This is a genomic window from Cribrihabitans neustonicus, from assembly GCF_048820895.1.
In the GTDB taxonomy this organism is placed as follows: domain Bacteria; phylum Pseudomonadota; class Alphaproteobacteria; order Rhodobacterales; family Rhodobacteraceae; genus Cribrihabitans_A; species Cribrihabitans_A neustonicus.
On the sequence record NZ_JBMERQ010000014.1, the window covers coordinates 43795 to 68290 of the forward strand.

The window sequence follows — 24496 nt, forward strand, 5'->3', positions numbered from 1 at the left end:
CGGCTGCCGGGACTGATGCATCTACGCTGTTTCGAAAGTGCGGCCCGCCACCAAAGTTTCACCGCCGCGGGAGAGGAGCTTGGGCTCACACAAAGCGCGGTCAGCAAGAAGGTGAAGGAGCTGGAGGCCGAGCTGGGCTTCACCCTGTTTCAGCGATCGGGCCGCGGTGTGGCGCTGACCGCCGCGGGTCAGGGGCTGGCCACTGACTTGGCTCAGGATCTGGCGGGTCTACGGGCCTCGCTGCAGAAGGCCGCCGCAGCCGGTGCAGGGCGCTCGGCCCTGCGGGTGGCGGTTCTGCCGGCCTTTGCGAACCTCTGGCTGATCCCGCGGCTGCCGGATTTCTTCCGCCGCCACCCGGAGGTGGAGCTGAGCTTCTCGACCCGGCTCGCGCCTTTCGACATCACGCGGGAGGGTTTTGATCTCGCCATCCACTACGGAATGGACAATTGGCCAGGAACCCATATGGCGCCGCTTTTCGGTGAGGAAGTCGTGCCGGTCTGCGCGCCGGCGTTTGCCACCGCGCACGGGCTGGAGGCAGTGGCGGACTTGGCGCGCGCGCCGCTCCTGCATCTGGACAGCCGGGGCGAAGCCTGGGCCGAGTGGTTCGTGCTTGCAGGCCTTTGCTCGGTGCCGCGCTACGACGGGCGCTACTTCGACCAGCATTCGATGGTGATCACCGCCGCCGTGGCAGGGCTGGGCGCAGCGCTGGTGCCTTACGACATGGCGGCGCGGGAAATTGCATCGGGCGAGCTGAAGCAGCTTCCTGGCCCGGTGCTTGCTTCGCGCAAGCGTTATTTCCTGGTGCGCCCGCATTGCACGCCTTCGGCAGCAGTGCAGAAGTTTGAAAGCTGGCTGAAAAAACAACTGCGCCGGCCCGCGCCGACCGGTTAAGCCTCCACTGTTGTGGAGATCCCGGGGCGGCGGGCGGCCCAGGCTTGCACCAGCTGGCGCTGCAGGGCAGCCGCGGCGAGGCCCAAGGCGATACCGCCAAAGACCGCGAGGGCATCGATCACCGGGCCACCGCCCTCGAGGCCCGCCATCGGCATTAAAAGCTCGGGCACGAAACGGTGCAGAAGGTAAATCGGAAAGGCCGCCTGCGCCAGCCGCATCAGCGGCCGCACCGCCAGCCGCGGCAGCGGCAGCCGGGGGATGAACAGAAGCCCGGCAATCAGCGCCAGCAGCCACATGTATTTGATCCAGCCGCCGTACCAGTTGCCGCCCAGGTAGGCTGCGGCGGGCATGATCACGCAGGCCGCGCCCAGGACCAGGAGCCGTTGTGTGGAGCGGTTGGCGGTGGTGATGCACCAGCCGAGAGCGAAAAGGTAAAGCACCCAAGGCACAGTGAACTGCGCCCGCCCGCCGATCTGCCAGAGCTCCGGCACGATCAGCCGCAGCGCGACGGCAAAGACGAGCAGCAAGAGCCCCGCCCGGAACGCCCCCTGCCGCACCAGCCAGCGCCGCACCGCGGGCACCGCAAAAGGCGCTGCGACCAGAAGGGTCATCTGCACATAAGCCTCCACGAACCAGTAGAGGTAGGGCAGCATCAGATGGGTTTCGGGCAGGGTGAAGGCGAAATTTCCGGCCAGGAAGACTGATGCCCAGGGTACCTGCTGCCACGCCACCGCATAGGCTGCGGCGATAAGGTAATAGGGCAGCAGCACCGCCGCCACCGGCTTCAGGAAGCCCCTCAGATCGCCGGACTTCAACACATCCCAGCGGAAGCCCGCAACGCTCATCCCCATCAGGATGACCATTGCTGCGGCGCCGCCGTAGACCGGCCAGTGGGTCTGGTGTGCGGTCACGACGGCGAGGATCGCGATCACCCGTGCCACCAGATCGAAGGGCAGGGAGGCGGCCTTCGCGGGACTGGCCCGCTCCAATTCGGCAACCGTCATTTCCTCCCAGCCCGCAGGCGCGCCGCCGAGGCGTTCGTCCAGCGCCAGCGACAGCTCCACATGGCGCAGGGAGTCGCCGCCGAGGGAGGCAAAACTGTCGTTGCGGCCGACACTCTGCGGGGCAAAGGCGGCTTGGAACGCAGAGAGAACATCCTTCGCCCGCCGCGCCGGGGCGGCTTGCGCTTTCAGCGCGGGGTAGTCCACCTTGCCATTGGCGCGCCGCGGCAGCGTTCCGCGCATGGACACGGTGAAATGCTGCGCGCCGATGCCAGTGAGCCGGGCTGCGCGGGCGGCAATGGCCTCCGGAGCCTGGCCCCGGGCTCCGGCAACGGCGATGGACAGGCCATTGTCGCCGCCCCAGACCGCGGTTTCCAAGCCTTCGGCAGCCAGCGCGCGCTCCAATGCGTCGTGGCCGATGCGCAGGCCAGCAATCTTGGACATCCGGGAGAGCCGGCCGGTGATGTAATAGAGCCCGTCCGCATCGCGCCGGGCGAGGTCGCCGGTGGCCAGCTCCGCTAGTTCCGGGCCTCGGTTCAGATCAGCAGCCCTCTCGGCGTAGCCCATCATCACATTCGGACCGCGGTAGATCAGCTCGCCTTCGCCTTCGGGCGTGGTGATTTCATACCCCGCGGCATCGCGCAGCAGCAGGCGGCCTCCGGGAATGGCGCGTCCCGCGGCGCCGGGCGCTTCGAGAGCCAGTTCCGGCGGCAGGTAGCTGATGCGGGCGGTGGCCTCGGTCTGGCCGTACATTGCGAAGAAACGGCCGCCGCGGCTATTCATCCGGGCGGCCCAAGCGCGCACCTGCTCCGGAGCCATCGCGCCGCCCGCAACCGTCAGTGTATCCAGCTTCTCTGGCAAAGTTTCCGCCAATCCTGCGCTCTCCAGCAGTTTGAAGTGATGCGGCACGCCCGCAAGGCTGGTTGCGCCCGAGGCGTCAAGTGCGGCGGCAAACCCCGGCTCAAGCACCGAACCGGGAGCCAGCCACAGGCTCGCGCCGGCGGCCAGATGCGTGTGCAAAACCGAAAGCCCGTAAGAATAATGCAGTGGCAGGATCACCGCGGCGCGGTCGCCGGGAGTGAGGCCGAGGTATTGCGCGATGGCGCGGGCGTTGGCCTCGACCGCCGCCGCAGAGAGCCGTACGCCGCGGCCGTGGCCGGTGCTGCCCGAGGTTTGCAGCAGGAGCGTCAGGTCCGGATGCAGGCTGGCGGCTTCATGCGCGTAGGACTTCACCTGCCAGCGTCCGGCCTCGCAACAGAAGCTCGCGGCCGGGCGGAAGCGTTCTGCCAGCCGGGCGGCGGTTTCGGCGTCGCCGCCGGGCAGGGGCATCACCGCATGGCCTGCGGACAGTGCGCCGATATAAGCAATGATCGCCTCCGGCTCGGCGGCCGTTTCCACTGCAATCAGACAGCGGTCCTGCGGCAGGTGGCGGGCGAACTGGCCCGCAGCCTCTGCAAGGCCGACATAAGACAGAGTTTCGCCGGCGGCGGTGATCAGGCAGGGGCGGGCGCCAAACGCGCTCAATTCGGCTAGGTCGAAAAACATCGGCAACTCCTTCGAGGGCGCCGCGTAAAATTGTTTAGTTCTTTTGTCAATTATATTCCCGTCCCTGGCACGTATCTCACGCCGCCACAGCGGCAATCGGTGGGAAAAGGCAGCCGACAGAAGGCCGGGCGCGTCCGCTATTGCATCGGCCATACCCTCCTCCACCGGCAAGCCGGGAACCTTCCAGCGCAGGAAGGGCGTTGGAATAGAAGGCAATATTGTCAGGAGATGCTTATGAGTTATGCCCGGTTTGCGGCGATGATTCTGACTTCCGTCATCGTCATGTTCATTCTCATGTATTTGAACACATACGCGTGGGAGCACCTCTTCTTCAGCGAAACCCGCGCCTATATGGCGGTGCTGATGGGCGCCGCGATGGCGTTCATTATGCTGGCCTACATGGCGGCGATGTATTCCAGCCGCGCCATCAATATCGCCATCTTCGCTGGCAGCGCGGTGGTCTTCGCGGTTTCTCTCTGGCTGGTTCGCAGTCAGGCCACAGTGGGTGGTGAAAGTTACATGCGGGCGATGATTCCGCACCATTCCATCGCGGTAATGACATCAGAGCGGGCCGGAATCCGCGATGCCCGCGTGAAGAAGATGGCGGACGGAATCATCGCCGCGCAGCAGAAAGAAATCGCCGAAATGCGCGCCCTGATCGCCGATCTCGAGGCCGGCAACGTGGTGACCGCCGTATATGAGGACCCGGCACCGCGTCCGGGCACGGTGGAAGAGGCGCTGGCAAACACCCTGCTGGCGGATCTCGACCCTGCTCCGCTGACAGAAAGCGAGGCGCGCCAGGTGCTGCAGGGCGAGCCTTTCTGCACTTTCCGCCGCACCGCGGCTGCTGAACCGATCCTCTGGGCATCTGAAGGCGGCACGGCGGCCGCCGCCAAGCTCAATGGTGTGATCCTGCAGCTTGAACCCGGCGGGCAGCAGGGCAAGTTTGCCGCTGATGGGATGAGCATGACGGTTCAGTTGCTCGAGGATCCCGATTGGCGCGCTGACAGCGAATTGACCTTCGTTCTTGAGCCTGGCCCCACCGCCAGCTACCGCGGTTTCTGGAGTTGCGACGGGTGAGGCAAGGCCTGGCTGGGCGGAGGAGGGCCATGTTTTTTCGCGGGAGGGGTTGAAGCCCGTTGACCTTCCAGTCACTGGAAGCCCTATATCCGACTCAGGTTCAGACAAGGGTGATGTCATGGCAGAAAATGGGACTCTCCGGTTTCAGGTCGGGGGTATGAGCTGCGCCTCATGTGCGGGTCGCGTGGAGCGGGCGCTCAAGGCTGTGCCGGAGGTGCGCGAAGCGGCGGTCAATCTGGCGGGTGAAACCGTGCAGGTGAGCCACGATGGCGCGGCTACGGCGGCGCAGCTTGCTGCCGTTCTCGCGGAGGCCGGATATCCGGTTGCGGATGCCAGCGTGAAACTGGAGATCCGCAACATGAGCTGCGCTTCTTGCGTGGGCCGGGTCGAGCGCGCGCTGGCAGCGGGCGCCGGGGTCCTGGAAGCTTCGGTGAACCTCGCGGATGAGAGCGCCACCGTGCGCTACGCCGCGGGCCTTGCCACCCCGCAGGAGATCGCTGCGCTGGCGACCGAGGCGGGCTATCCGGCTGAGGTCAGGTCGGAGACGGCAGCCCCGGGTGCTGCGGCGGACCGCAAGGCGGAGGAGACGCGCGAGCTCGCCCGGCGCACGCTGGTCGCGGCGGTTCTGGCGCTTCCGGTCTTTGTGCTTGAAATGGGCAGCCACGTGATTCCGGGCATGCATATGCTGGTGGCGCAGACAATCGGCACGCAGACGAGTCATATCCTGCAATTCCTGCTGACGTCGCTGGTCCTCTTTGGCCCCGGGTTGCAGTTCTACACCCGCGGCTTCCCGGCGCTTTTTAAGGGGGCGCCGGACATGAACTCGCTGGTAGCGCTTGGCACATCGGCGGCCTATGGCTTTTCGCTGGTCTCGACCTTCGCGCCGGGCGTGCTGCCCGAAGGCACGGCCAACGTCTATTTCGAGGCCGCGGCCGTTATCGTTGTGCTGATCCTGCTGGGCCGGATGCTGGAGGCCCGTGCCAAGGGCCGCACCGGCGCGGCGATTCGCAAGCTGGCCGGGCTGCGTGCCAAGACCGCCCGGGTGGAGCGGGACGGACAGATTCAGGATCGCCCGGTCGATGAAATCGTGGCGGGCGACATCATCCATGTCCGCCCGGGCGAGAAGATCGCCACTGACGGCGTGGTGCTGAGCGGCGGCTCCTACGTGGATGAGAGCATGATCACCGGCGAACCGGTGCCGGTGCAGAAAAGCGAAGGAGCGCAGGTGGTTGGCGCAACCGTCAACGGCACCGGCGCGCTTATAGTACGGGCCGAGAAGGTGGGCAGCGACACGATGCTCGCGCAGATCATCCGCATGGTCGAGGAGGCTCAGGGCGCGAAGCTGCCAATTCAGTCTCTGGTGGACCGCATTACCGCCTGGTTCGTGCCCGCGGTTATGGCGGTTGCGGCGCTGACGGTGCTGCTTTGGGTGCTGTTCGGGCCGGAGCCGGCGCTGAGCCTTGCGCTGATTGCCGGGGTGGCGGTGCTGATCATCGCTTGTCCGTGCGCAATGGGCCTGGCCACGCCGACCTCGATCATGGTGGGCACTGGCCGCGCGGCGGAGATGGGTGTGCTCTTCCGCAAGGGCGATGCGCTGCAGCAGCTTCAGGAAAGCGCCGTGGTGGCTTTTGACAAGACCGGGACGCTGACCGCGGGCAAGCCTGCCCTGACCGATCTCATCGCCGCGGCGGACCGCTCCGAAGAGGAGGTGCTGCGCGTGGTTGCGGCGGTGGAGAGCCGCTCGGAGCACCCTATTGCCCGCGCCATCGTGGAAGCCGCCGGGAGCCGCGGGATCGATTTGCCCGAGGTGGAGGATTTCGACTCGATTACCGGATACGGGGTACGGGCTACTGTGGAAGGCAGGAGGCTGCTGGTTGGCGCCGACAGGCTGATGGCACGCGAAGGTATCGAGCTTGGCAGGCTGGCAGAGCAGGGTGCCAGCTTGGCCGGACAGGGGCGGACGCCGCTTTATGCGGCCATTGATGGCACGGTTGCCGCGGTTATCGCCGTTGCCGATCCGGTTAAACCCGCGACGCCGGGCGCGATCAAGGCGCTGCACGATCTGGGGTTGAAGGTCGCGATGATCACCGGCGACAACGCCGCGACGGCCCGCGCCATTGCCGACAAGCTGGGCATCGACCACGTGGTGGCCGAGGTGCTGCCCGAGGGCAAGGTCGCCGCGCTGGAGGAACTTCGCGCCGGCGGCGGCAAATTGGCCTTTGTCGGAGACGGCATCAACGACGCGCCCGCGCTCGCGGCCGCGGACGTGGGGATTGCCATCGGAACCGGCACAGATGTGGCGATCGAGACCGCGGATGTGGTGCTGATGTCGGGCGAGTTGAGCGGCGTGGTCAACGCCATCCACGTCAGCCAGCGCAGCATGCGCAACATCCGGGAGAACCTGTTCTGGGCCTTCGGCTACAATGTTTTGCTGATCCCGGTCGCGGCCGGCGCGCTCTACCCCTTTGGCGGACAGCTGCTGTCGCCGGTACTGGCCGCAGGCGCGATGGCGCTTTCCAGCGTTTTCGTCCTGAGCAACGCACTGCGGCTGCGCTGGATGCGTCCTGTCTTGGCCCGGCCCGAGACGGAGAATGCGGCCCGCCAGGCGGGCTTGCGCCCAAGCCCCGCTGAATAAGCCGCAGGAAAGGAGAGAGCAATGAATATTGGTGACGTGTCCAAACGGTCCGGGCTGCCGGCCAAGACCATCCGCTACTACGAGGACATCGGTTTCATCCGGCCCCGCCGCGGCACTAACGGCTACCGGGCCTTCGACGAGAAGGAGCTGCACCGGCTGGTCTTCATCGGCCGTGCACGGTCGCTCGGCTTTTCCATCGAGGACTGCCGCCACCTGCTGGCACTTTACGACGACAAGACCCGTGCCAGTGCCGATGTGAAGCAGGTGGCGGAGCAGACACTGGAGGAGATCGACGCCAAGATCGCAGGGCTCAAGGAAATGCGCGCGACGCTGGCCTCTCTGGTTGAGAAATGCGCAGGCGACGAGCGGCCCGATTGCCCGATCCTGGAGATACTCACAGTGTCGCCGCGCTTGAGCAGCTGACCGGGGCGCGGGCGGTCTTCAGCCGCCCGCCTCGCTGCGGCGGAACGCTGCCAGCCCGTGTTTCACCGCATAGTCCACGAACAGTCGGATCTTTGGATCCTGCAGCTTTCGGTGCGGATAGAGGCAGCCGAAAACGGTGGAAACCGGCGGCGTCTGAGGCAGCACCTCGACCAGACTCCCATCGCGCAGATGCGCGGCAACGTCGAAGCGCGGCTTGTTGACAATGCCGCGCCCGTCCAGCGCCCAGGCCGTCAGAACGTCGCTGTCATCGGCATCATACTTGCCCGAAACCTCAAACTTGCGCGGCCCGTCTGCGGTTTCCAGCATCCAGAAATACTCCGGCGACCGCGGATAACGCAGCAGCAGGCAGTTGTGGCGTCCGATCAGATCCTCTGGCACCTGCGGCGTGCCGCAGCGCTCCAGATAGCTGGGCGCTGCACAAAGCACGCGGGCGCAATCGGAGATCTTGCGCATCTTCAGGTTTGAATCATGCGGCACCCCGATAAAGAAAGCCACGTCCAGCCCGTCGGCCAGTATGTCCACCTTGCGGTCCGACATCCGCATGCGGATTTCGGTGGCGGGGTAGTCCTCGACAAAGCCAGGCACCAGCGGGGCGATGATACGGCGTCCGACGCCCAGCGGCGCTGTGACCCGGATCACGCCGCGCGGCGCTTCGGAGAAATGCGCCACCACCGATTCGGCGTCCTCGATCGATTCGAGCACCTTCTTGGCCTCGGCATAGAACAGTTTTCCCACCTCGGTCGGCGTCAGCGAGCGGGTGGTGCGGTTGAACAGTCGCACGCCCAAGTGCTTCTCAAGCTCCTTGATGCGCTTGCTGGCAACCGCCGGCGTCAGCCGCAGGTCGCGCCCGCCCGAGGTGATGCTGCCCAGCTCGACAACCCGGGTGAAAACCCTGAGCGACTCCAGATATGACATGGTTAACGGTCCTTTAGCTGCCCGGCGGAGGTGCGGCGGAGGCCCGGACGCAAGGGCTTTGCAGGCGATTCCGCCCCAGCCTTGCGCCGGTTAGGCACTTTCTAGCTTATCCATTTTCAACACGGTGTTGAAAGCATTTCGCGAATGCAGCCATTAATCGTGGCAGTCAGACAGGGTAAAAACACCGCAACAGATAAAGTTGCTGTCCAGCGACTACTTGGAGGCCAGATGGAACACCAAAACGACATTCGCTTTCTGCTGAACGGGCAGGAGGTCACGGTGCGCGACGTGCCTGCCACCCAAACATTGCTGGATTACCTGCGGCTCGACAAGCGCCTGACCGGCACCAAGGAAGGCTGCGCCGAGGGCGATTGCGGCGCCTGTACGGTTCTGGTCGGACGGTTGCATCAGGGTGGCTTGCGCTATGAGGCAGTGAACGCCTGCATCCGCTTCCTGGCGTCACTGAACGGCTGCCACGTTGTCACGATTGAGCACCTCTCGGGCCCGAGCGGGCGGCTGCACCCGGTGCAGCAGGCAATGGTCGAATATCACGGCAGCCAGTGCGGCTTCTGCACGCCGGGCTTCGTGATGTCGCTCTACGCGCTGTGGATGGAGAAGCCGCAGCCTACTGAGGCCGAGGTGGAGACCGCCGTGCAGGGGAACCTTTGCCGCTGCACCGGCTATGCCCCGATCGTACGGGCGGCGCTGGCGGTGAATGAATACGGCACCCCAGCCAATGACTACCTGAACACCGAGCGGGCGGCGCTCACCGCGCGGCTGGAGGCGCTGCAGCCCGCGGCCCGAGTAGTGACCGGCCCGGAGGACGACCGAGCGATCCTTCCCAAGGACGTGGCCGATCTGGCCCGGGTGCTGGCGGAGAACCCCGAAGCGACGATCGTGGCGGGCTCCACCGATGTGGGCCTGTGGGTCACCAAATTCATGCGCCCGATCTCTCCGGTGGTGTTTGTCACCCATCTGGAAGAGCTGAAGGACGTCGAGCTGACGGACGATGCGCTGACCATCGGCGCTGGCGTGACCTATACCGAGAGCGAAGCAGCGATCCGAGAGGCCTTTCCGCATCTGCGCGAATTCTGGGACCGCATTGCAGGCTGGCAGGTGCGCAACATGGGCACCATCGGCGGCAATATCGCCAACGGCTCGCCCATTGGGGACACGCCGCCGGTGCTGATCGCTTTGGGCGCCGAGGTGACCCTGCAGAAACAGGGCGGCAGCCGTACCCTGCCGCTGGAAAAGTTTTTCATCGACTACGGCAAGCAAGACCGCGAACCCGGCGATTTCGTCGCCTCGATCCGCATCCCGCGCCGCAAGGAAGGGCAGATCGACGCCGCCTACAAAATCTCCAAGCGCCGGGACGAGGATATTTCCTCGGTTGCTGCGGGCATCAGCGTGACCGTGGCTGATGGTGTGATAACAGGCGCCCGCATCGCCTTCGGCGGCATGGCGGCGACGCCGAAACGCGCCACGGCGGCCGAGGCGGCGCTCATCGGCCAAACTTGGAGCGACGCGGCATTCGACGCGGCGGCCGAGGCCATGTCCCGCGACTTCCGCCCGCTCACCGATTGGCGCGCCTCGGCGGAGTACCGGATGCTGGCCGCCAGGAACCTGCTGCGCCGCTTCTGTCTGGAACATGGCGGCACCGCCGCCGGGCCGGTCCGGCTGGCCATCGCGTAAGGGAACGATCAGATGAAAGACCATCAGACCATCAGCGGCGCCGTACATCTGGACCGCCAGCACGACAGCGCGATTAAGCATGTGACTGGCCGCGCCGAATACACCGACGACATCGCCGAGCCGCAGGGCACGCTGCACGCCTACCTGGGTGTGTCGACCGTGGCGCATGGGCGGATCATCAGCATGGACCTTTCCGCGGTGCGTGCAGCATCTGGGGTGGTCGACGTGCTGACCGCCGATGACGTGCCGGGCGTTAACGACATCAGTCCCACCGGCAAAAATGATGAGCCGGTTTTCCCTACCGAGAAAGTGGAGTTCCACGGCCAGCCGGTGTTTGCCGTGGTAGCCGAGACCCGCGACGCGGCGCGCCGTGCGGCAGAGCTTGCCAATATCGAATACGAGGTGCTTCCCCACGCGCTCGGCCCGATCGAGGCGCAGGAAGCAGGCTACCCGCATATCACCGACCCTCTGAAATTGGAGCGCGGCAACGTGGCCGAGGGCCAGGCTGCGGCCGAGCACCGGCTGAAGGGCCGGATCACCATCGGCGGCCAGGACCACATGTATCTGGAAGGCCACATCGCCTTTGCCATCCCGGGCGAGGACGAGGATGTGACGGTGCATTGCTCCACCCAGCACCCTAGCGAGGCGCAGCATATGGTGGCGCATGTCCTGGGCGTGGCTAACAACGCCGTTACGGTCAACGTGCGCCGCATGGGCGGCGGCTTTGGCGGCAAGGAAAGCCAGATGAACCTGTTCTGCGCCGTGGCTGCGATTGCCGCGAAGAAGCTAAACCGCGCGGTGAAGATCCGCCCGGACCGCGACCAGGACATGACTGCCACCGGCAAGCGCCACGACTTCGTGGTGGACTATGACGTCGCTTTCGACGGCACCGGCCGCATCCAGGCGGTCGAGAGCGCCTTTGCCGCGCGCTGCGGCTATTCCTCGGACCTGTCGGGGCCGGTCACGGACCGCGCGCTGTTCCATGCGGATAACGCCTATTTCTACCCGCATGTGCGGCTTGAAAGCCACCCGATGAAGACCAACACCGTCTCCAACACCGCCTTCCGCGGGTTTGGCGGCCCGCAGGGTGTGGTCGCGGCGGAGCGGATGATCGAGGAGATCGCCTACGCGCTTGGCAAGGACCCGCTGGATGTGCGCAAGGCCAACTTCTATGGCGAGGAAGGCCGGGACCTCACGCCTTACCATCAGAAGGTGGAGGACAATATCCTCGACCGGCTGATCGGTGAGCTGGAGGACAGCGCCGAGTACCGCAAGCGCCGGGAAGAGATCATCGCCTTCAACAAGCAGTCGAAGATCATCAAGAAGGGCATCGCGCTCACCCCGGTGAAATTCGGCATCTCCTTCACCGCGACCTGGTACAACCAGGCGGGGTCGCTGATTCATGTCTACAACGACGGTTCGATCCACCTGAACCACGGCGGCACCGAGATGGGGCAGGGCCTCAACACCAAGGTGGCGCAGGTGGTGGCCGATGCCTTCCAGGTGGATTTCGAACGCATCAAGATCACCAAGACCACGACCGAAAAGGTCCCGAACACCTCCGCTACCGCGGCGTCTTCGGGCTCCGATCTGAACGGCATGGCAGCGCTGGACGCGGCCGAGCAGATCAAGGCGCGGCTGGTCGCCTTCGCGGCGGAGAAATACGGCGTTGCCGAGGATGCGGTGGAGTTCCGCGCCAATACCGTCTGGGCGGGCGAAACCGCGGTGCCTTTCGACAGGCTGGTGAAAGAGGCCTACATGGCCCGCGTGCACCTGTCTGCGGCGGGCTTCTACAAGACGCCCAAGATCCACTGGGACCGCGCGGCCGGCAAGGGGCGCCCGTTCTTTTACTACGCCTATGGCGCCTCCTGCTCGGAAGTGTCCGTCGATACGCTGACCGGGGAATACCGGGTCGAGCGCACCGACATCCTGCATGACGTGGGCCGCTCGCTGAATCCGGTGCTGGACAAGGGCCAGGTCGAGGGCGCCTTCATCCAGGGCATGGGCTGGCTCACGACCGAGGAGCTGTGGTGGGACGGCGAAGGCCGCCTGCGCACCCATGCGCCTTCGACCTACAAGATCCCGCTGGCCTCCGACCGGCCGCGCGTCTTCAACGTCAATCTGGCGGAATGGTCGGTGAACAAGGAACGCACCATCAAACGCTCCAAGGCCGTCGGCGAGCCGCCCTTCATGCTCGGCATCTCAGTGTTCGAAGCGCTGTCGATGGCGGTGGCCAGCACCGCAGACTACAAGGTCTGCCCGCGGCTGGATGCGCCCGCGACGCCGGAGCGCGTGCTGCTGGCGATCGAAACCCTCAAAGGGCAGGGCTGAGCCATGGCCCGCCGCCCCTCCCTGCAGGACTTTCTGGGCCGCCACGAGCAAGTGGTGCAGGTCCGCCTCACCCGCGTGCGGGGGTCTTCCCCGCGCGAGGCCGGTACCTGCATGTTCGTTGCGGCGGACGGCCTGTGGGGCACCATTGGCGGCGGCCAGCTGGAATACATCGCCATTGACCACGCCCGGCGGATGCTGGTGCAGGGTTTGGCGGCGGATACTCTCGACGTGCCGCTGGGGCCGGAAATTGGCCAGTGCTGCGGCGGCCGGGTGGAAATGTCGCTGGTGCAGATGTGTCAGGCGGACCGCGACGAAGCGGCAGCCCAGGCCCGGACCGAGGATCAGGCGCTGCCGCATGTCTATGTGATGGGCGCCGGCCACGTCGGCCGGGCGCTGGCGGATCTGTTCCAGCACCTGCCGGTGCGCTGCATCCTGATCGACCAGCGCGCCGAAGAACTGGCCCTATGCCAGGCGGATGTGGAAATCCGCCAGAGCGCGATCCCCGAGATCGATATCGCCAATGCCCCTGCGGGCAGCGCCTTTATCGTGCTCACCCATGATCACGCGCTCGACTTCCTGCTGGCCTCCGCTGCGTTGCAGCGCGGTGATGCGGGTTACGTCGGCCTGATCGGTTCGGCCACCAAGCGGGAGAAATTCCGCCGCTGGTGCCGGGACCATTGCGGCGGTCTGGGAACGGACCGTCTGATATGCCCCATCGGGGCAAGCGGCAGCCGCGACAAGCGGCCCAGCGTCATCGCAGCCTTCGTGGCAGCGGAAGTGATTGCTGATTTGACCTCTGAAACTGCCGCGACCGCCTCCGAAGGAGGCAACGACCTGCCCGGAGAGGGCAATCAACCGGGTGCGGAGGGAGAGCCGGCGGAGAATTCCGGCCGGTAAGACCGCATCCTCACAGAGGAGGAGGCCGCCATGACTTCGGGGCGGAGCTACACTTACAAGCTGTTCGCGCGCAATGACTTCAGTGCGTTCTGGGCGCTTTTCACGGACAACCTGATTAATCTGATCGTGCTGGCGGGGATTTGCCAGTTCGTCTTCAACATGCCGGCGGACATCGTCTTTGGCCGCATCGTGCCGGGCGCCGCGGTGGCGATCCTCGCGGGCATCGCGGTCTATACCTGGCTTGCCAAACGCGTGGCCGAGAAGGAAGGCCGCGACGTGACCGCGCTGCCCTATGGCATCTCGACCCCGGTGATGTTCGTCTACCTGTTCGGCGTTATCGGGCCGATCTACTGGGCGACCAACGATCCGATGCTTGCCTGGCAGGTCGGGATCGGCGCGGGCTTCATGGGCGGCATCGTCGCCGGGATGGGCGCCATCGTCGGCCCCTGGCTGAAGCGCGTAACGCCGCGGGCCGGCATGCTCGGCACGCTCTGCGGCATCGCGCTGGTGTTCATCGGCACCGTGCCGCTGGCGACGATCTTTGAGGAGCCCTTCATCGGCTTCGCCTCGATGATCATCATTCTCTGGGGTCTGGTGGGCCGCCACCGGCTTCCGTTCAACATCCCCGCAGGCTTGCTGGCGCTGATCGTCGGCACCGTGGTGGCGCTCGGCATGGGCAAGGCATCGGTGTCCTTCGAGGGCGTGGGCGTCTATCTGCCGATCCCCTATTTCGGTGACCTCGCCGCAGGCATTCAGCACCTCTTTGCCAACCCGGAGCTGTTCCTGGTTCTGGTACCGGTGCAGATCTACAACTTCATCGAAACCATGAACAACGTCGAGAGCGCCGAGGCCGCTGGCGACCACTACCCGGTTGCACTCTGCCAGGTGACCGATGGTGCGGGCACGATGCTTGGCGCGCTGTTCGGCTCGCCCTTCCCGACCACCGCCTATATCGGCCATCCGGCCTATAAACGCATGGGCGCGCGTTCGGGCTATATCATCGGCGTTGGCCTGGTGATCCCCTTTGCCGCTTTCTTTGGCTTGCTGGCCTTCCTCAACAACCTGATCCCCGTGGCCGCCGCCGCGCCGGTGCTGGTGTTTGTGGCCCTGAGCCTCGTGACCAACACTGCGCATTCGGTGAAGACCGACCACATCGCCGCGGTGACCATTGCAATGATGCCGCATGTCTCGGCCTTCCTGATGGTGAAATGGGGTGCGCTTGCCGGTGCGCTGGGGGCGACCGGTGCAACCGCGATGCTGGCGCTGGGTGACGCGGAGCTGACAGCCGCGCTGCTGCAGCAGGGCGCGCATTTCACCGGCCACCAAGCGCTCAGCCAGGGTGCGATCCTGACCGGTCTGATCTGGGGCGCCATTGTGGCCAGCGTGATCGATGGCAACTTCCGCAATGCGGGTGGCTTTGCGCTGGCTGCTGCGGGCATGTCGCTGGTTGGGGTGATCCACTCCGCCAGCCTGCATTGGCCGGAGTTCACCGGCGTCGCCATGGGCTACCTGATCGCAGCGGCCTTCCTCTACATCTACCCGATCTTCCACAAGGCCGAGGAGCCGGAAGCACCTGAGGAAGAGGCTGCGCCTCCGGTGCCGCATCTGCCGGCGGGCGAATAACAATCCCGAAAGTCTGGCCAGGGGGCGCAAGCCCGTCCCCTGGCCGCAATCCAAGGATATCACGACAATGACTTCGAAACAGAAGCTGCTGCGCGGCCGGGTGCTTTCCTTCACCGCCGAGCCGCAAGGCGCCGAGGACACCGGCGCCTATGAGTTCATCGATGACGGCGCGCTGCTGGTGGCAGACGGCATGATCCTCGCTAAGGGCAGCTACGGCGATCTGGCCGCACAGGCCGCAGATGCGCAGGTGATCGACCACCGCCCGCATATCCTGATGGCGGGCTTCATCGACACGCATCTGCATTTCCCGCAGGTCCAGGTGGTCGCAAGCTGGGGCTCGCAGCTGCTGGAGTGGCTCAACAACTACACCTTCCCGGAAGAAACCCGCTTTGCCGACCCTAGCCACAGCGCCGAGATGGCGGGCCATTTCTTTGACCTGCTGACCAGCCATGGCACCACCACTGCGGTGGCCTATTGCTCGGTCCACAAGACCTCGGCCGAGGCCTATTTCACCGAAGCTGCGCGCCGCAACATGCGGATGATTGGCGGCAAGGTCATGATGGACCGCAACGCGCCCGAAGGGCTCACCGACACACCGCAGAGCGGCTATGACGACACCAAGGCGCTGATCGGGAAGTATCATGGCAAGGGCCGCGGGATGTATGCGGTGACACCGCGCTTTGCGATCACCTCGACGCCCGAGCAGATGGAGATGGCGGGCGCGCTGGTGCGGGAACACCCCGAGTGCTACGTGCAGACGCATCTGTCGGAAAACCACGACGAGATCGCCTTTACTGCCGAGCTTTACCCCGAAGCACGCGACTACCTCGACGTCTACCAGTCCTACGGGCTGCTGACCGAAAAGATGCTGCTCGGCCACTCGATCCACTTGCAGCCGCGCGAGATCGATGCGCTGGCGGAGACCGGGGCCAAGCCGGTGTTCTGCCCGACCTCCAACCTGTTCCTCGGCAGCGGGCTGTTCGATGATGCGGGCCTGCGAAGCCGCGGCATCACCAACGCGATTGCCACCGACATCGGTGCCGGCACCAGCTATTCCATGCTGCAAACGCTGAACGAGGGCTACAAGGTCCTGCAGCTGCAGAACCAGAAGCTGCATCCCCTGCGCGCCTTCCACTGGATCACCCGCGGCAACGCCGTGGCGCTGGGGCTGGAAGACAAGATCGGCACGCTGGAAGCCGGGACCGAGGCCGATATCGTGGTGCTCGATTCCCGCGCGACCCCGGCGATGGAGCTCAGGATGCGGCGGGCCGAGACCCTTTCGGAAGAGCTCTTCGTGCTGCAGACCCTGGGTGACGACCGCTCCGTTGCGCAGGTCTATGCCGCGGGCGAGGCAATGAAGCCCGCCCGCTGAACATTCAGGCGGCCCGGGCTGTCCCGGGCCGCATTTTTCACTTTTCCAGCCTGTTCGAGGCACCCCTGGCCTAGCCGCGGCATTTCGGCAGCGGCTAGGCCAATTTGCCTCGACGCTGCACGCAGAGACGGCAGAGCTCACCGCGCCCCGCTTTCTGATTTTTGCAAGCCTGCCAATGGCGTCCTGTTCCGTGCAAGGCAGGTCTTACGGCGTTGCGCGAGAGCGGAACTTTAGCCTCACTCCGGGCCAAATGCCTCTCAGGGTCTGGAACACCGGCGGCGTACTGCCAAATAACCGGCCATGCAGCGGACCTGAAAAGCGGCCGCAAATTCCTGTATCATAACGAGATTCCCCCGCGCCTGCCCGCGGCGGCGCCTCTCTGCGGCCCACGGTCAGAGGTGCGGTGCGCGCGTTTCGCCGCGCAGTGCCGTGATCCGGTTAAAGAACAGAGCGGGTATAGAGATCTCATTTTTCAGGGATGATGCTGCCTGGCGCTGCCGCCGGAGCATCGTGGAAGCCGCGGTACATAGCACCGGCTGGCCGATCCCCGTGGGAGCAGGGTGACGACGGCCGGTTCGGCGCCGGGGTTCCGCTTGAGATATTACATAAGTCTGATTACCGCGCAGCTTTCTGCGCAAAAAAAACCTGCCGGCCAGAGAGGCCGGCAGGTTTGGCTTGGCTGGAGGCCACGCGGGTTCAGTTCGACGCCAGGGCGAAGGGCAAGTCCTGTGCAGCGCTGCCGTACCAGCGGCGGATAAGAGCGCGCTCCTCGTCCTCCATGTGCGTGACATTTGCAGGCGGCATCGCGTCAGTTGCACCGGCCTGCAGGTAGATCTCCTTGGCGTATTTCGCCACATCCGCAGGAGTCTCGAGAAGCACATTCTTGGGCGCGCGGCGGATGCCGTCATAGTATGGCTCCCGCGCGTGGCACATGGCACAACGGCCCGGCACCACATTCATCACATCCTCGAAATGCTGGTTGCTGGCAAACACTTGCTCGGATTTGGTCAGCTCCCGCGCCTCGGACTCTTCGTAAGTGTCCTGCTGCAGCGGCGCCTGGCTCAGGATCATAATGCCGATGAACAGGATGGCGGTCACGGGCCAGGTCCAGGTCGGGTTGCTGGTGCCCGCGTGGTTGCTGTTGAAGTAATGGCGGATGGTCACCCCCATCAGGAACACCAGCGCTGCGATCAGCCAGTTGTACTCGGTGGCAAAGGCCAGCGGGTAGTGGTTGGACAGCATCAGGAACACAACCGGCAGCGTCAGATAGTTGTTGTGAGTCGAACGCAGCTTGGCGATCTTGCCATATTTCGCATCCGGCGTGCGGCCTTCCTGCAGGTCTTTCACCACGATGCGCTGGTTCGGCATGATGATGAAAAAGACGTTTGCCGTCATGATGGTCGCGGTAAATGCGCCCAGGTGCAGCATCACGGCGCGGCCAGTGAAGATCTGGTTGTAACCCCAGCCCATGGCGACCAGCAGGATGAACAGCAGAACCATCAGGAAGGTCGGCTTTTCCCCCAACGGCGACTTGCACAGGTAGTCATAGACCAGCCAGCCGATGCTGAGCGAGGCGCCGGAAATCAGGATGCCCTGCCACAGCGCCAGATCGGCCTTGCTGGAGTCGATCAGGTACAGCTCGCCGCCCGCCCAGTAGACGATCATCAGCAGACCCGCGCCCGACAGCCAGGTTGCGTAGCTTTCCCATTTGAACCAGACCAGATGGTCCGGCATGTTCTCCGGCGCCACCAGGTATTTCTGGATGTGATAGAAACCGCCGCCGTGGACCTGCCATTCCTCGCCATGCGCGCCGACCGGCAGATGCGGAACTTTCCGCAGGCCAAGGTCCAGCGCGACGAAGTAGAAGGACGACCCGATCCAGGCAATGGCGGTGATGACGTGAAGCCAGCGGACTGCAAAGCCCAGCCAGTCCCACATGATCACAAGCTCTTCCATGGTTCTCTCCTCATAAGCTTTGGCAAGGACACTAGAGCATGCCGCTATTTTCATGTATTAGGTAAAAAGCCCAAGCTGTTTCAAAATAACACAAAGAATACTTGAATGGCCTATCTCGACAATATCCGCACCTTTGTCCGTGTCTATGAACTTGGCAACATGTCCGCCGCGGCGCGCGACATGCGGATTTCCGCAGCCGTGGCGTCGTCCCGGATTTCCCAGCTGGAAGAACACCTTAACGTGCGGCTGTTCCAGCGGACCACCCGGTTGCTCAATCCGACCGAACAGGGCAACCTGTTCTACCGCGGCGCGGTAAAGATCCTGGAGGCCGTGGACGAGGCCGAGGCCGACATCAGCAATGTGACCCAAACCCCGCGCGGCACGCTGTACGTGGCCGCACCTTTGGGAGTCGGGCAGCGGCTGATTGCGCCGGCGGTGCCGAAGTTCAAGGAAGCCTATCCGCTGATCTCGATCCGGCTGCGGCTGTCGGACCGCAAGCTGGACCTGGCGGCGGAGGGGTTGGATGCGGCGTTCTTCCTCGGCGTGCCGGAGGATTCAAACCTGCGCATCCGCAAGATTGCCGACTGCCCGCGCGTGTTGTGTGCTGCGCCGGAGTACATCGCCCGCCGCGGCATGCCGGCCAGCAGCGAGGAACTGAAGACCGGCGCGCATGATTGCCTGAACCTGCGCTACCCCGGTGCGCCCGAGTTCCAATGGCCGCTGCGCAGCGGCGAGGGGGTGAAGCGGGTGACGGTCTCCGGGCCGTTCGAATCCGACCATGGCGATGTGCTGACCAGCTGGGCGCTCGACGGCCACGGCATCATCCTGAAGCCGGTGTTCGAGATTTCCGAGCACCTCGCCTCAGGCCGGCTGGTGCCAGTGCTGGAGCAGGAGCCGCCGGTGCCGATCCAGATGGCCTGTCTTTATGTCCACCGCCGCCACCAGGACCCGAAGGCGCGGCTGTTCATGGATTTTATGGTGGATCACATTCAGGCGTCGCTGCCGCAGGACTGAATGCGAAATCCTGCCTCTGCTCCGAACGGTGAGCCGCGCATCACCGGCGCGCGCGGGGGCGATCCATACGGCCGTGACTGGCAGTTTATCCCTGCTAAGTCCGTAAACCCTCTCGAGGGCACCCCAAGCTTCAGCCAAATCGCCGCCGCGTGGGGGCGCGCCGGCTATGCGCGGCGGCCTGCGGCCTTGTCCCGCGCGGGCTCCAAGACAAAAAAACCCGCCTCAAATTCTTGAGGCGGGAGCCGCCGGTAAAATAGCCCGGCGAGGAGAGAGGTAAGGGAGCCGCGGGCTCAGCTGCCGCGGTAGGTCGAGTAGCCGAAGGGCGACAGCAGCAGCGGCACGTGATAGTGGCTGTCCGCCTCGCTGATGCCGAAACGGAGCGGCACCTCGTCCAGGAACAGCGGATCGGCCCCCGCCTGCCCCGTCGCGCGCAAGTAGCCGCCCGCGTGGAACACCAGCTCGTAGGTGCCGGTGGCAAATTCGCCCGTCGGCAGGATCTGCTCGTCAGTGCGCCCGTCGTCATTGGTGGTCAGGCTGCGCAGGTGGCTGCGCTCGCCGCCCTCGATGCGGTAGAGATCGATCTTCAGCCCTTCGGCCGGGCAGCCGCGGGCCGTGTCCAGCACATGGGTGGTCAGAAATCCGGCCATGTCATGCCTCCTTTGTCCGTTTGCCTAGGTATGAGGCTTTGCCGGGCGCATATACACAAGCAAGAGTCAAAAAGTTCTTTCAAAAATTTACTGAAAGCTGCCGGAATTATTTTGGCCTATAGGTAACAAAACGACAGGAGATCCGACGTGACGCGCTATACCCGCGATATGCGAGGCTACGGAGCCCGGGCACCGCACCCGCAATGGCCCGGCGACGCCAAGACCGCCGTGCAATTTGTGCTCAACTACGAGGAAGGCGGGGAAAACTGCATCCTGCATGGCGATGCCGCTTCCGAGGCCTTTCTCTCCGACATTCCCGGCGCCGCGCAGTGGCCAGGCCAGCGCCATTGGAACATGGAATCGATTTATGAGTACGGCGCCCGCGCCGGCTTCTGGCGGCTGCACCGGCTGTTCACCGGCGCGGGCATTCCGCTGACCATCTACGGCGTCGCCACTGCACTGGCCCGCAACCCCGAGCAGGTGCAGGCAATGAAGGACGCCGATTGGGAAATCGCCAGCCACGGCCTCAAATGGGTCGAACACAAGGACATGCCTGAGGAGGAGGAGCGCGCGGCGATTGCCGAAGCAGTGCGCCTGCACACCGAGGTCGTGGGCGAGCCTCCGCGCGGCTGGTACACAGGCCGCTGCAGCGCCAACACCGTGCGGCTGGTCGCCGAGCAGGGCGGTTTCGACTATATTTCCGACACCTACGACGACGACCTGCCCTATTGGCTGGAAACTGGCGGACGCGATCAGCTGATCATCCCCTACACGCTCGAAGCAAACGACATGCGCTTTGCCACGGCCCCCGGCTACATCACCGGCGAGCAGTTCTTCCAGTACCTGAAGGACGCCTTCGACGTGCTTTATGCCGAAGGCGAGGCGGGCGCGCCCAAGATGATGACCATCGGGCTGCACTGCCGCCTGATCGGCCGTCCGGGCAAGATCGCGGGGCTGAAGCGCTTCATCGAATATATTCAGGGTTTCGAGGGCGTCTGGTGCCCGCGCCGGATCGACATTGCCGAGCATTGGGCCGAAACCCACCCGCCCCAGAAGCGCGAGCGCCCCAGCCAAATGGACCGGGAGACCTTCGTGGCCAAATACGGCTCGATCTTCGAGCATTCGCCCTGGATCGCCGACCGCGCCTTTGACCTCGAACTGGGCCCGGCGCATGACTGCGCCGCGGGCATTCACAATGCGCTGTGCCGGATCTTCCGCACGGCTTCGGAAGAGGAGCGCCTGGGCGTGCTCACCGCGCACCCGGATCTTGCCGGTAAGCTGGCCGCCGCCGGGCGGCTCACGGCCGAGAGCACCTCGGAGCAGGCCAGCGCCGGCCTTGATATGCTGACCGACGAGGAACGCGAGACTTTCACGCGGCTCAACAACGAGTACGTGGAGAAACACGGCTTCCCCTTCATCATCGCGGTGCGCGACCACGACAAGGCGTCGATCATGGCGGCCTTTCAGCGCCGGATCGGCAACGACCGCGCCACTGAGTTCGCCGAGGCCTGCCGCCAGGTGGAGCGCATCGCCCAGTTCCGCCTGCAGGACGTGCTGCCGTGAGCCGGTTGCTGACGGCACAGGCCCTGACCGCCGAAGGGTTCGCTCCCTTCGGCGAGGTGATCGAAGTGTCGGGCAAGCCGGACAAGATCATCAACCAAGGCATGTGCGGCCGCCATCACGATCTGGCGAAGCTCGACTTCGGCCCCGGCGGGCGCGCAGGCATCAGCCTGTTCGACGCCCAGGCCCGGCATCTGCCGCACACGCTTGACATGGTGGAACGCCACCCGGAGGGCAGCCAGGCCTTCGTGCCCGTCTCCGGCGTGCCGATGCTGGTGGTGGTGGCCGAGGACGGAGGCGGCACGCCGGTGAACGTCCAGGCCTTCATCAGCAAGCCGCACCAGTCGATCAACCTGCGCCGCGGCGTCTGGCACGGGGTGCTCTGCCCGCTGGGCGCGCCGGGCCAATACGTAGTGATCGACCGGATCGGCGAGACCCCGAACCTGCAGGAACACTGGTTCACCGAACCCTACACCATCGTCGCGGGCTAAGCCCGGGGCGAGCAGAACGGCAACACCAACCCGAAGCCGCCATCACAAAAAAGAAGCGGTAAGATCCCCATGACCAACAGGAGAAGACATGGCTGACACTTCCATTGGGACGCCAGAGCAGCTGCGCGACCCGAACTACACCCCTCCCCTGCACAAGGCGGTGCCGCTCGGCATTCAGCACGTGCTGGCGATGTTCGTCTCGAACGTGACACCCGCAATCATCGTTGCCGGCGCCGCCGGGTTCGGCTTCGGCTCGAACTCGCCGGACTTCCCGGAATTGCTCTACCTGATCCAGATGTCGATGCTGTTTGCGGGCATCGCCACGCTGCTGCAGACCATCACCCTCGGCCCCGTCGGCTCGGCCCTGCCGATTGTGCAGGGCACCTCCTTTGCTTTCCTGCCGATCATGATTCCGCTGGTTGCGGGCAAAGGTGTTGATGGGCTGGCGGCCCTGTTTACCGGCGTTATCGTGGGCGGTATGTTCCACGGAATGCTTGGCAGGGTGATTGGCAAGATTCGCTTTGCCCTGCCGCCGCTTGTCACTGGCCTTGTGGTCACCATGATCGGTCTGGCGCTGGTCAAGGTCGGCATCCAGTACGCTGCGGGCGGCGTGCCGGCCATCGGCACGCCGGAATACGGCTCCGCCCTGAACTGGTCCGCGGCGCTGGTAGTGATCGTGATCACCCTCGGGCTCAAGTTCTTCACAAGGGGCATGCTGTCGGTTTCCGCCGTGCTTCTGGGGCTGATCGCGGGCTACATCTACGCCCTGATGACCGGCATGCTGACGTTCGAGGCGATTTCCGGCTCCTGGTCCGGGGCGGCCGCCTTTGCCCTGCCGCAGCCCTTCAAGTACGGCTTCGAGTTTTCCGCCGCCGCCATCATCGGCTTCTGCCTGATGAGCTTTGTCTCCGCGGTGGAAACGGTGGGCGACGTCTCCGGCGTAACCAAGGGCGGCGCGGGCCGGGAAGCCACTGAGGAGGAGATCGCGGGCGCGACTTTTGCCGATGGTGCAGGCACTGCCCTTGCGGGCTTCTTCGGCGCCTTCCCCAACACCTCTTTCAGCCAGAATGTCGGCCTGATCGCAATGACCGGCGTGATGAGCCGCCACGTGGTCACCTGTGGTGCGATCTTCCTGATCGTCTGCGGCCTGGTGCCCAAGGTGGGCGCGGTGATCCGCACGGTGCCGATCGAGGTGCTGGGCGGCGGCGTCATCGTGATGTTCGGCATGGTGGTTGCGGCCGGCGTGTCGATGCTTTCGGACGTGGACTGGAACCGGCGCAACATGGTGATCTTCGCGATTGCCCTGTCCATCGGTCTCGGCCTGCAGCTGGAGCCCGGCGCGCTGCAGCACATGCCGGAAACCGCGCGTATCCTGCTGACCAGCGGTCTTCTCCCCGCGGCGCTGATCGCCATCGTGCTGAACCTCGCCCTGCCCGAGGAGCTGGCCGACGAGGCGACCGAGGAAGTCTCCGGCGGGCTGAGCGGCCATGGCCGCGGCTTGCTGGCTGAGGAAAACCGCGGCTAAGCACCGGCACGATATGTAGAGAGAAAGCCGCCCCCATCCAGGGGGCGGCTTTTACCGTGCAGGATCAGGCCAGGACCCCGTGCAGCACCAGAAGTCCGGGCAGCCAGCCGGTGGAAACCCCGCAGAGCAGCGTTGCGGTGGCGGTCATGCGCCGGCTGCCGGTCTTCAGGGCGAGATCAAGGAAATAGAGAAACCACAATCCAGCCCATGCCGCCCAGCAGAAGACCAGCCAGAAATCAAGCGGCGCTTCGGCCCCTGCCAGTGCGCGCCAGGCCATGGGCGCTGCCGACAGCGCGACCAGACCGCAGAACCAGCCCAGACCCTCACCCCCGGCTCCGGTGAGCCGGTTATACGCCACCCACAGGTAGGTGGTGCCGAACAGCAGGGTCATGGCGCTGCCCAGCAGGTCGGCCGCAGCAGTGGCGGCCACGGCATCGCGCAGTGCGATGGCAAAGAACACCAGCGCCGCGACCGCGTTGATCAGAATGATCTCCCGGTCCTGCACCCGGCCTAGCAGCCAAATGCCATTCAGGCACAATACGACCCCCACCACCAGGAGGCTCAACCCTAGAAACATCGCAGATATCCTTGTTGCGAAATGGAGAAGAAGAAGGGAGAGGCGGGCCATAGCCCCCTCTCCCGTCCAGACCGCTTGTTGCGGCAAACGCGGCCCGCCCGGGCCGGCTTCGGTCAGCCGTAGCTTGACACCGCGGAGCCCGCCAGAGCAGCGGTGTTCAACAAACCCCGCACAGTGACCGAAGGCGTCACGATATGCACCCGGTTGCCCATGCCCATCAGCACCGGTCCGACCTCCAGCCCGCCGCCGATGGATTTCAGCAGATGGCGCGCGGTGCCCGCTGCCTCGGCATTGGCATAA

The 24496-nt window shown here is 64.9% G+C and carries 19 protein-coding genes; 13 read left to right on the plus strand and 6 right to left on the minus strand.

Annotated features, from left to right (window positions below; genetic code table 11):
* Window positions 1-15 precede the first annotated feature (15 nt).
* On the plus strand, window positions 16-891 hold the full coding sequence (locus ACOHWE_RS18190) for a LysR substrate-binding domain-containing protein (RefSeq protein WP_420668147.1): 876 nt from the start codon (window positions 16-18) through the stop codon (window positions 889-891).
* Here ACOHWE_RS18190 and ACOHWE_RS18195 read toward each other — a convergent pair.
* Window positions 888-3437, minus strand: a complete 2550-nt coding sequence (locus tag ACOHWE_RS18195; protein WP_420668148.1) for an AMP-binding protein — start codon at window positions 3435-3437, stop codon at window positions 888-890. The genes ACOHWE_RS18190 and ACOHWE_RS18195 overlap by 4 nt on opposite strands.
* A 234-nt stretch (window positions 3438-3671) precedes the next feature.
* On the opposite strand from ACOHWE_RS18195, the gene ACOHWE_RS18200 reads away from it, so the two are divergent.
* The 3 genes from ACOHWE_RS18200 to cueR all read left to right on the plus strand — a co-directional run bounded on the left by ACOHWE_RS18200 (window position 3672) and on the right by cueR (window position 7575).
* Window positions 3672-4517 (plus strand): DUF305 domain-containing protein, encoded by an 846-nt coding sequence (locus tag ACOHWE_RS18200; RefSeq protein ID WP_420668149.1) that lies wholly within the window; start codon window positions 3672-3674, stop codon window positions 4515-4517.
* Between the two features lie 118 nt (window positions 4518-4635).
* Window positions 4636-7152: a heavy metal translocating P-type ATPase gene (locus ACOHWE_RS18205; protein WP_420668150.1), complete on the plus strand. Its 2517-nt coding sequence runs from the start codon at window positions 4636-4638 to the stop codon at window positions 7150-7152.
* Window positions 7153-7173: 21 nt separating this feature from the next.
* Entirely contained in the window at window positions 7174-7575 is a 402-nt protein-coding gene (gene cueR / locus ACOHWE_RS18210; protein WP_420668151.1) for a Cu(I)-responsive transcriptional regulator, read from the plus strand.
* An 18-nt stretch (window positions 7576-7593) separates the two neighbouring features.
* Here the strand turns inward: cueR and ACOHWE_RS18215 are convergent, their stop codons facing one another.
* Window positions 7594-8511 carry a LysR family transcriptional regulator gene (locus ACOHWE_RS18215; RefSeq protein ID WP_420668152.1) on the minus strand — a complete coding sequence of 306 codons (918 nt, stop codon included), beginning with the start codon at window positions 8509-8511 and terminating at the stop codon, window positions 7594-7596.
* Between the two features lie 228 nt (window positions 8512-8739).
* On the opposite strand from ACOHWE_RS18215, the gene xdhA reads away from it, so the two are divergent.
* The 5 genes from xdhA (at window position 8740) to guaD (ending at window position 16426) form a co-directional block, all read left to right on the plus strand.
* Window positions 8740-10203, plus strand: a complete 1464-nt coding sequence (gene xdhA, locus ACOHWE_RS18220; RefSeq protein ID WP_420668153.1) for a xanthine dehydrogenase small subunit — start codon at window positions 8740-8742, stop codon at window positions 10201-10203.
* A 12-nt stretch (window positions 10204-10215) separates the two neighbouring features.
* Window positions 10216-12534, plus strand: a complete 2319-nt coding sequence (xdhB, locus tag ACOHWE_RS18225; protein WP_420668154.1) for a xanthine dehydrogenase molybdopterin binding subunit — start codon at window positions 10216-10218, stop codon at window positions 12532-12534.
* 3 nt (window positions 12535-12537) lie between these two features.
* The gene (gene xdhC / locus ACOHWE_RS18230) at window positions 12538-13431 is read left to right on the plus strand and encodes a xanthine dehydrogenase accessory protein XdhC (RefSeq protein WP_420668155.1); all 894 of its coding nucleotides are present in this window, start codon (window positions 12538-12540) and stop codon (window positions 13429-13431) included.
* Between the two features lie 30 nt (window positions 13432-13461).
* Window positions 13462-15054, plus strand: coding sequence for a xanthine/uracil/vitamin C permease (locus ACOHWE_RS18235; protein WP_420668156.1), 1593 nt, complete (start codon window positions 13462-13464; stop codon window positions 15052-15054).
* 67 nt (window positions 15055-15121) lie between these two features.
* Window positions 15122-16426, plus strand: coding sequence for a guanine deaminase (gene guaD, locus ACOHWE_RS18240; RefSeq protein WP_420668157.1), 1305 nt, complete (start codon window positions 15122-15124; stop codon window positions 16424-16426).
* Between the two features lie 696 nt (window positions 16427-17122).
* Here the strand turns inward: guaD and ACOHWE_RS18245 are convergent.
* On the minus strand, window positions 17123-18382 hold the full coding sequence (locus tag ACOHWE_RS18245; RefSeq protein WP_420668158.1) for a urate hydroxylase PuuD: 1260 nt from the start codon (window positions 18380-18382) through the stop codon (window positions 17123-17125).
* A 105-nt stretch (window positions 18383-18487) separates the two neighbouring features.
* On the opposite strand from ACOHWE_RS18245, the gene ACOHWE_RS18250 reads away from it, so the two are divergent.
* Entirely contained in the window at window positions 18488-19396 is a 909-nt protein-coding gene (locus ACOHWE_RS18250) for a LysR family transcriptional regulator (protein WP_420668159.1), read from the plus strand.
* Between the two features lie 290 nt (window positions 19397-19686).
* On the opposite strand, the gene uraH is transcribed toward ACOHWE_RS18250, so the two are convergent.
* The gene (gene uraH, locus ACOHWE_RS18255) at window positions 19687-20043 is read right to left on the minus strand and encodes a hydroxyisourate hydrolase (protein WP_420668160.1); all 357 of its coding nucleotides are present in this window, start codon (window positions 20041-20043) and stop codon (window positions 19687-19689) included.
* A 147-nt stretch (window positions 20044-20190) separates the two neighbouring features.
* Here uraH and puuE point away from each other — a divergent pair, with 147 nt between their 5' ends.
* The 3 genes from puuE to ACOHWE_RS18270 all read left to right on the plus strand — a co-directional run bounded on the left by puuE (window position 20191) and on the right by ACOHWE_RS18270 (window position 23619).
* On the plus strand, window positions 20191-21606 hold the full coding sequence (gene puuE / locus ACOHWE_RS18260; protein WP_420668161.1) for an allantoinase PuuE: 1416 nt from the start codon (window positions 20191-20193) through the stop codon (window positions 21604-21606).
* Window positions 21603-22094 carry an ureidoglycolate lyase gene (locus ACOHWE_RS18265; protein WP_420668162.1) on the plus strand — a complete coding sequence of 164 codons (492 nt, stop codon included), beginning with the start codon at window positions 21603-21605 and terminating at the stop codon, window positions 22092-22094. The genes puuE and ACOHWE_RS18265 overlap by 4 nt, the downstream gene beginning before the upstream one ends.
* A gap of 88 nt (window positions 22095-22182) precedes the next feature.
* A complete protein-coding gene (locus ACOHWE_RS18270) occupies window positions 22183-23619 on the plus strand; it encodes a uracil-xanthine permease family protein (protein WP_420668163.1) in 1437 nt (478 codons plus the stop codon).
* 64 nt (window positions 23620-23683) lie between these two features.
* Here ACOHWE_RS18270 and ACOHWE_RS18275 read toward each other — a convergent pair whose 3' ends face one another.
* Window positions 23684-24196 (minus strand): AmiS/UreI family transporter, encoded by a 513-nt coding sequence (locus ACOHWE_RS18275; protein WP_420668164.1) that lies wholly within the window; start codon window positions 24194-24196, stop codon window positions 23684-23686.
* Window positions 24197-24309: 113 nt separating this feature from the next.
* Window positions 24310-24496 (minus strand): hypothetical protein (locus tag ACOHWE_RS18280; protein WP_420668165.1); only part of this gene is annotated, 187 nt, incomplete at its 5' end.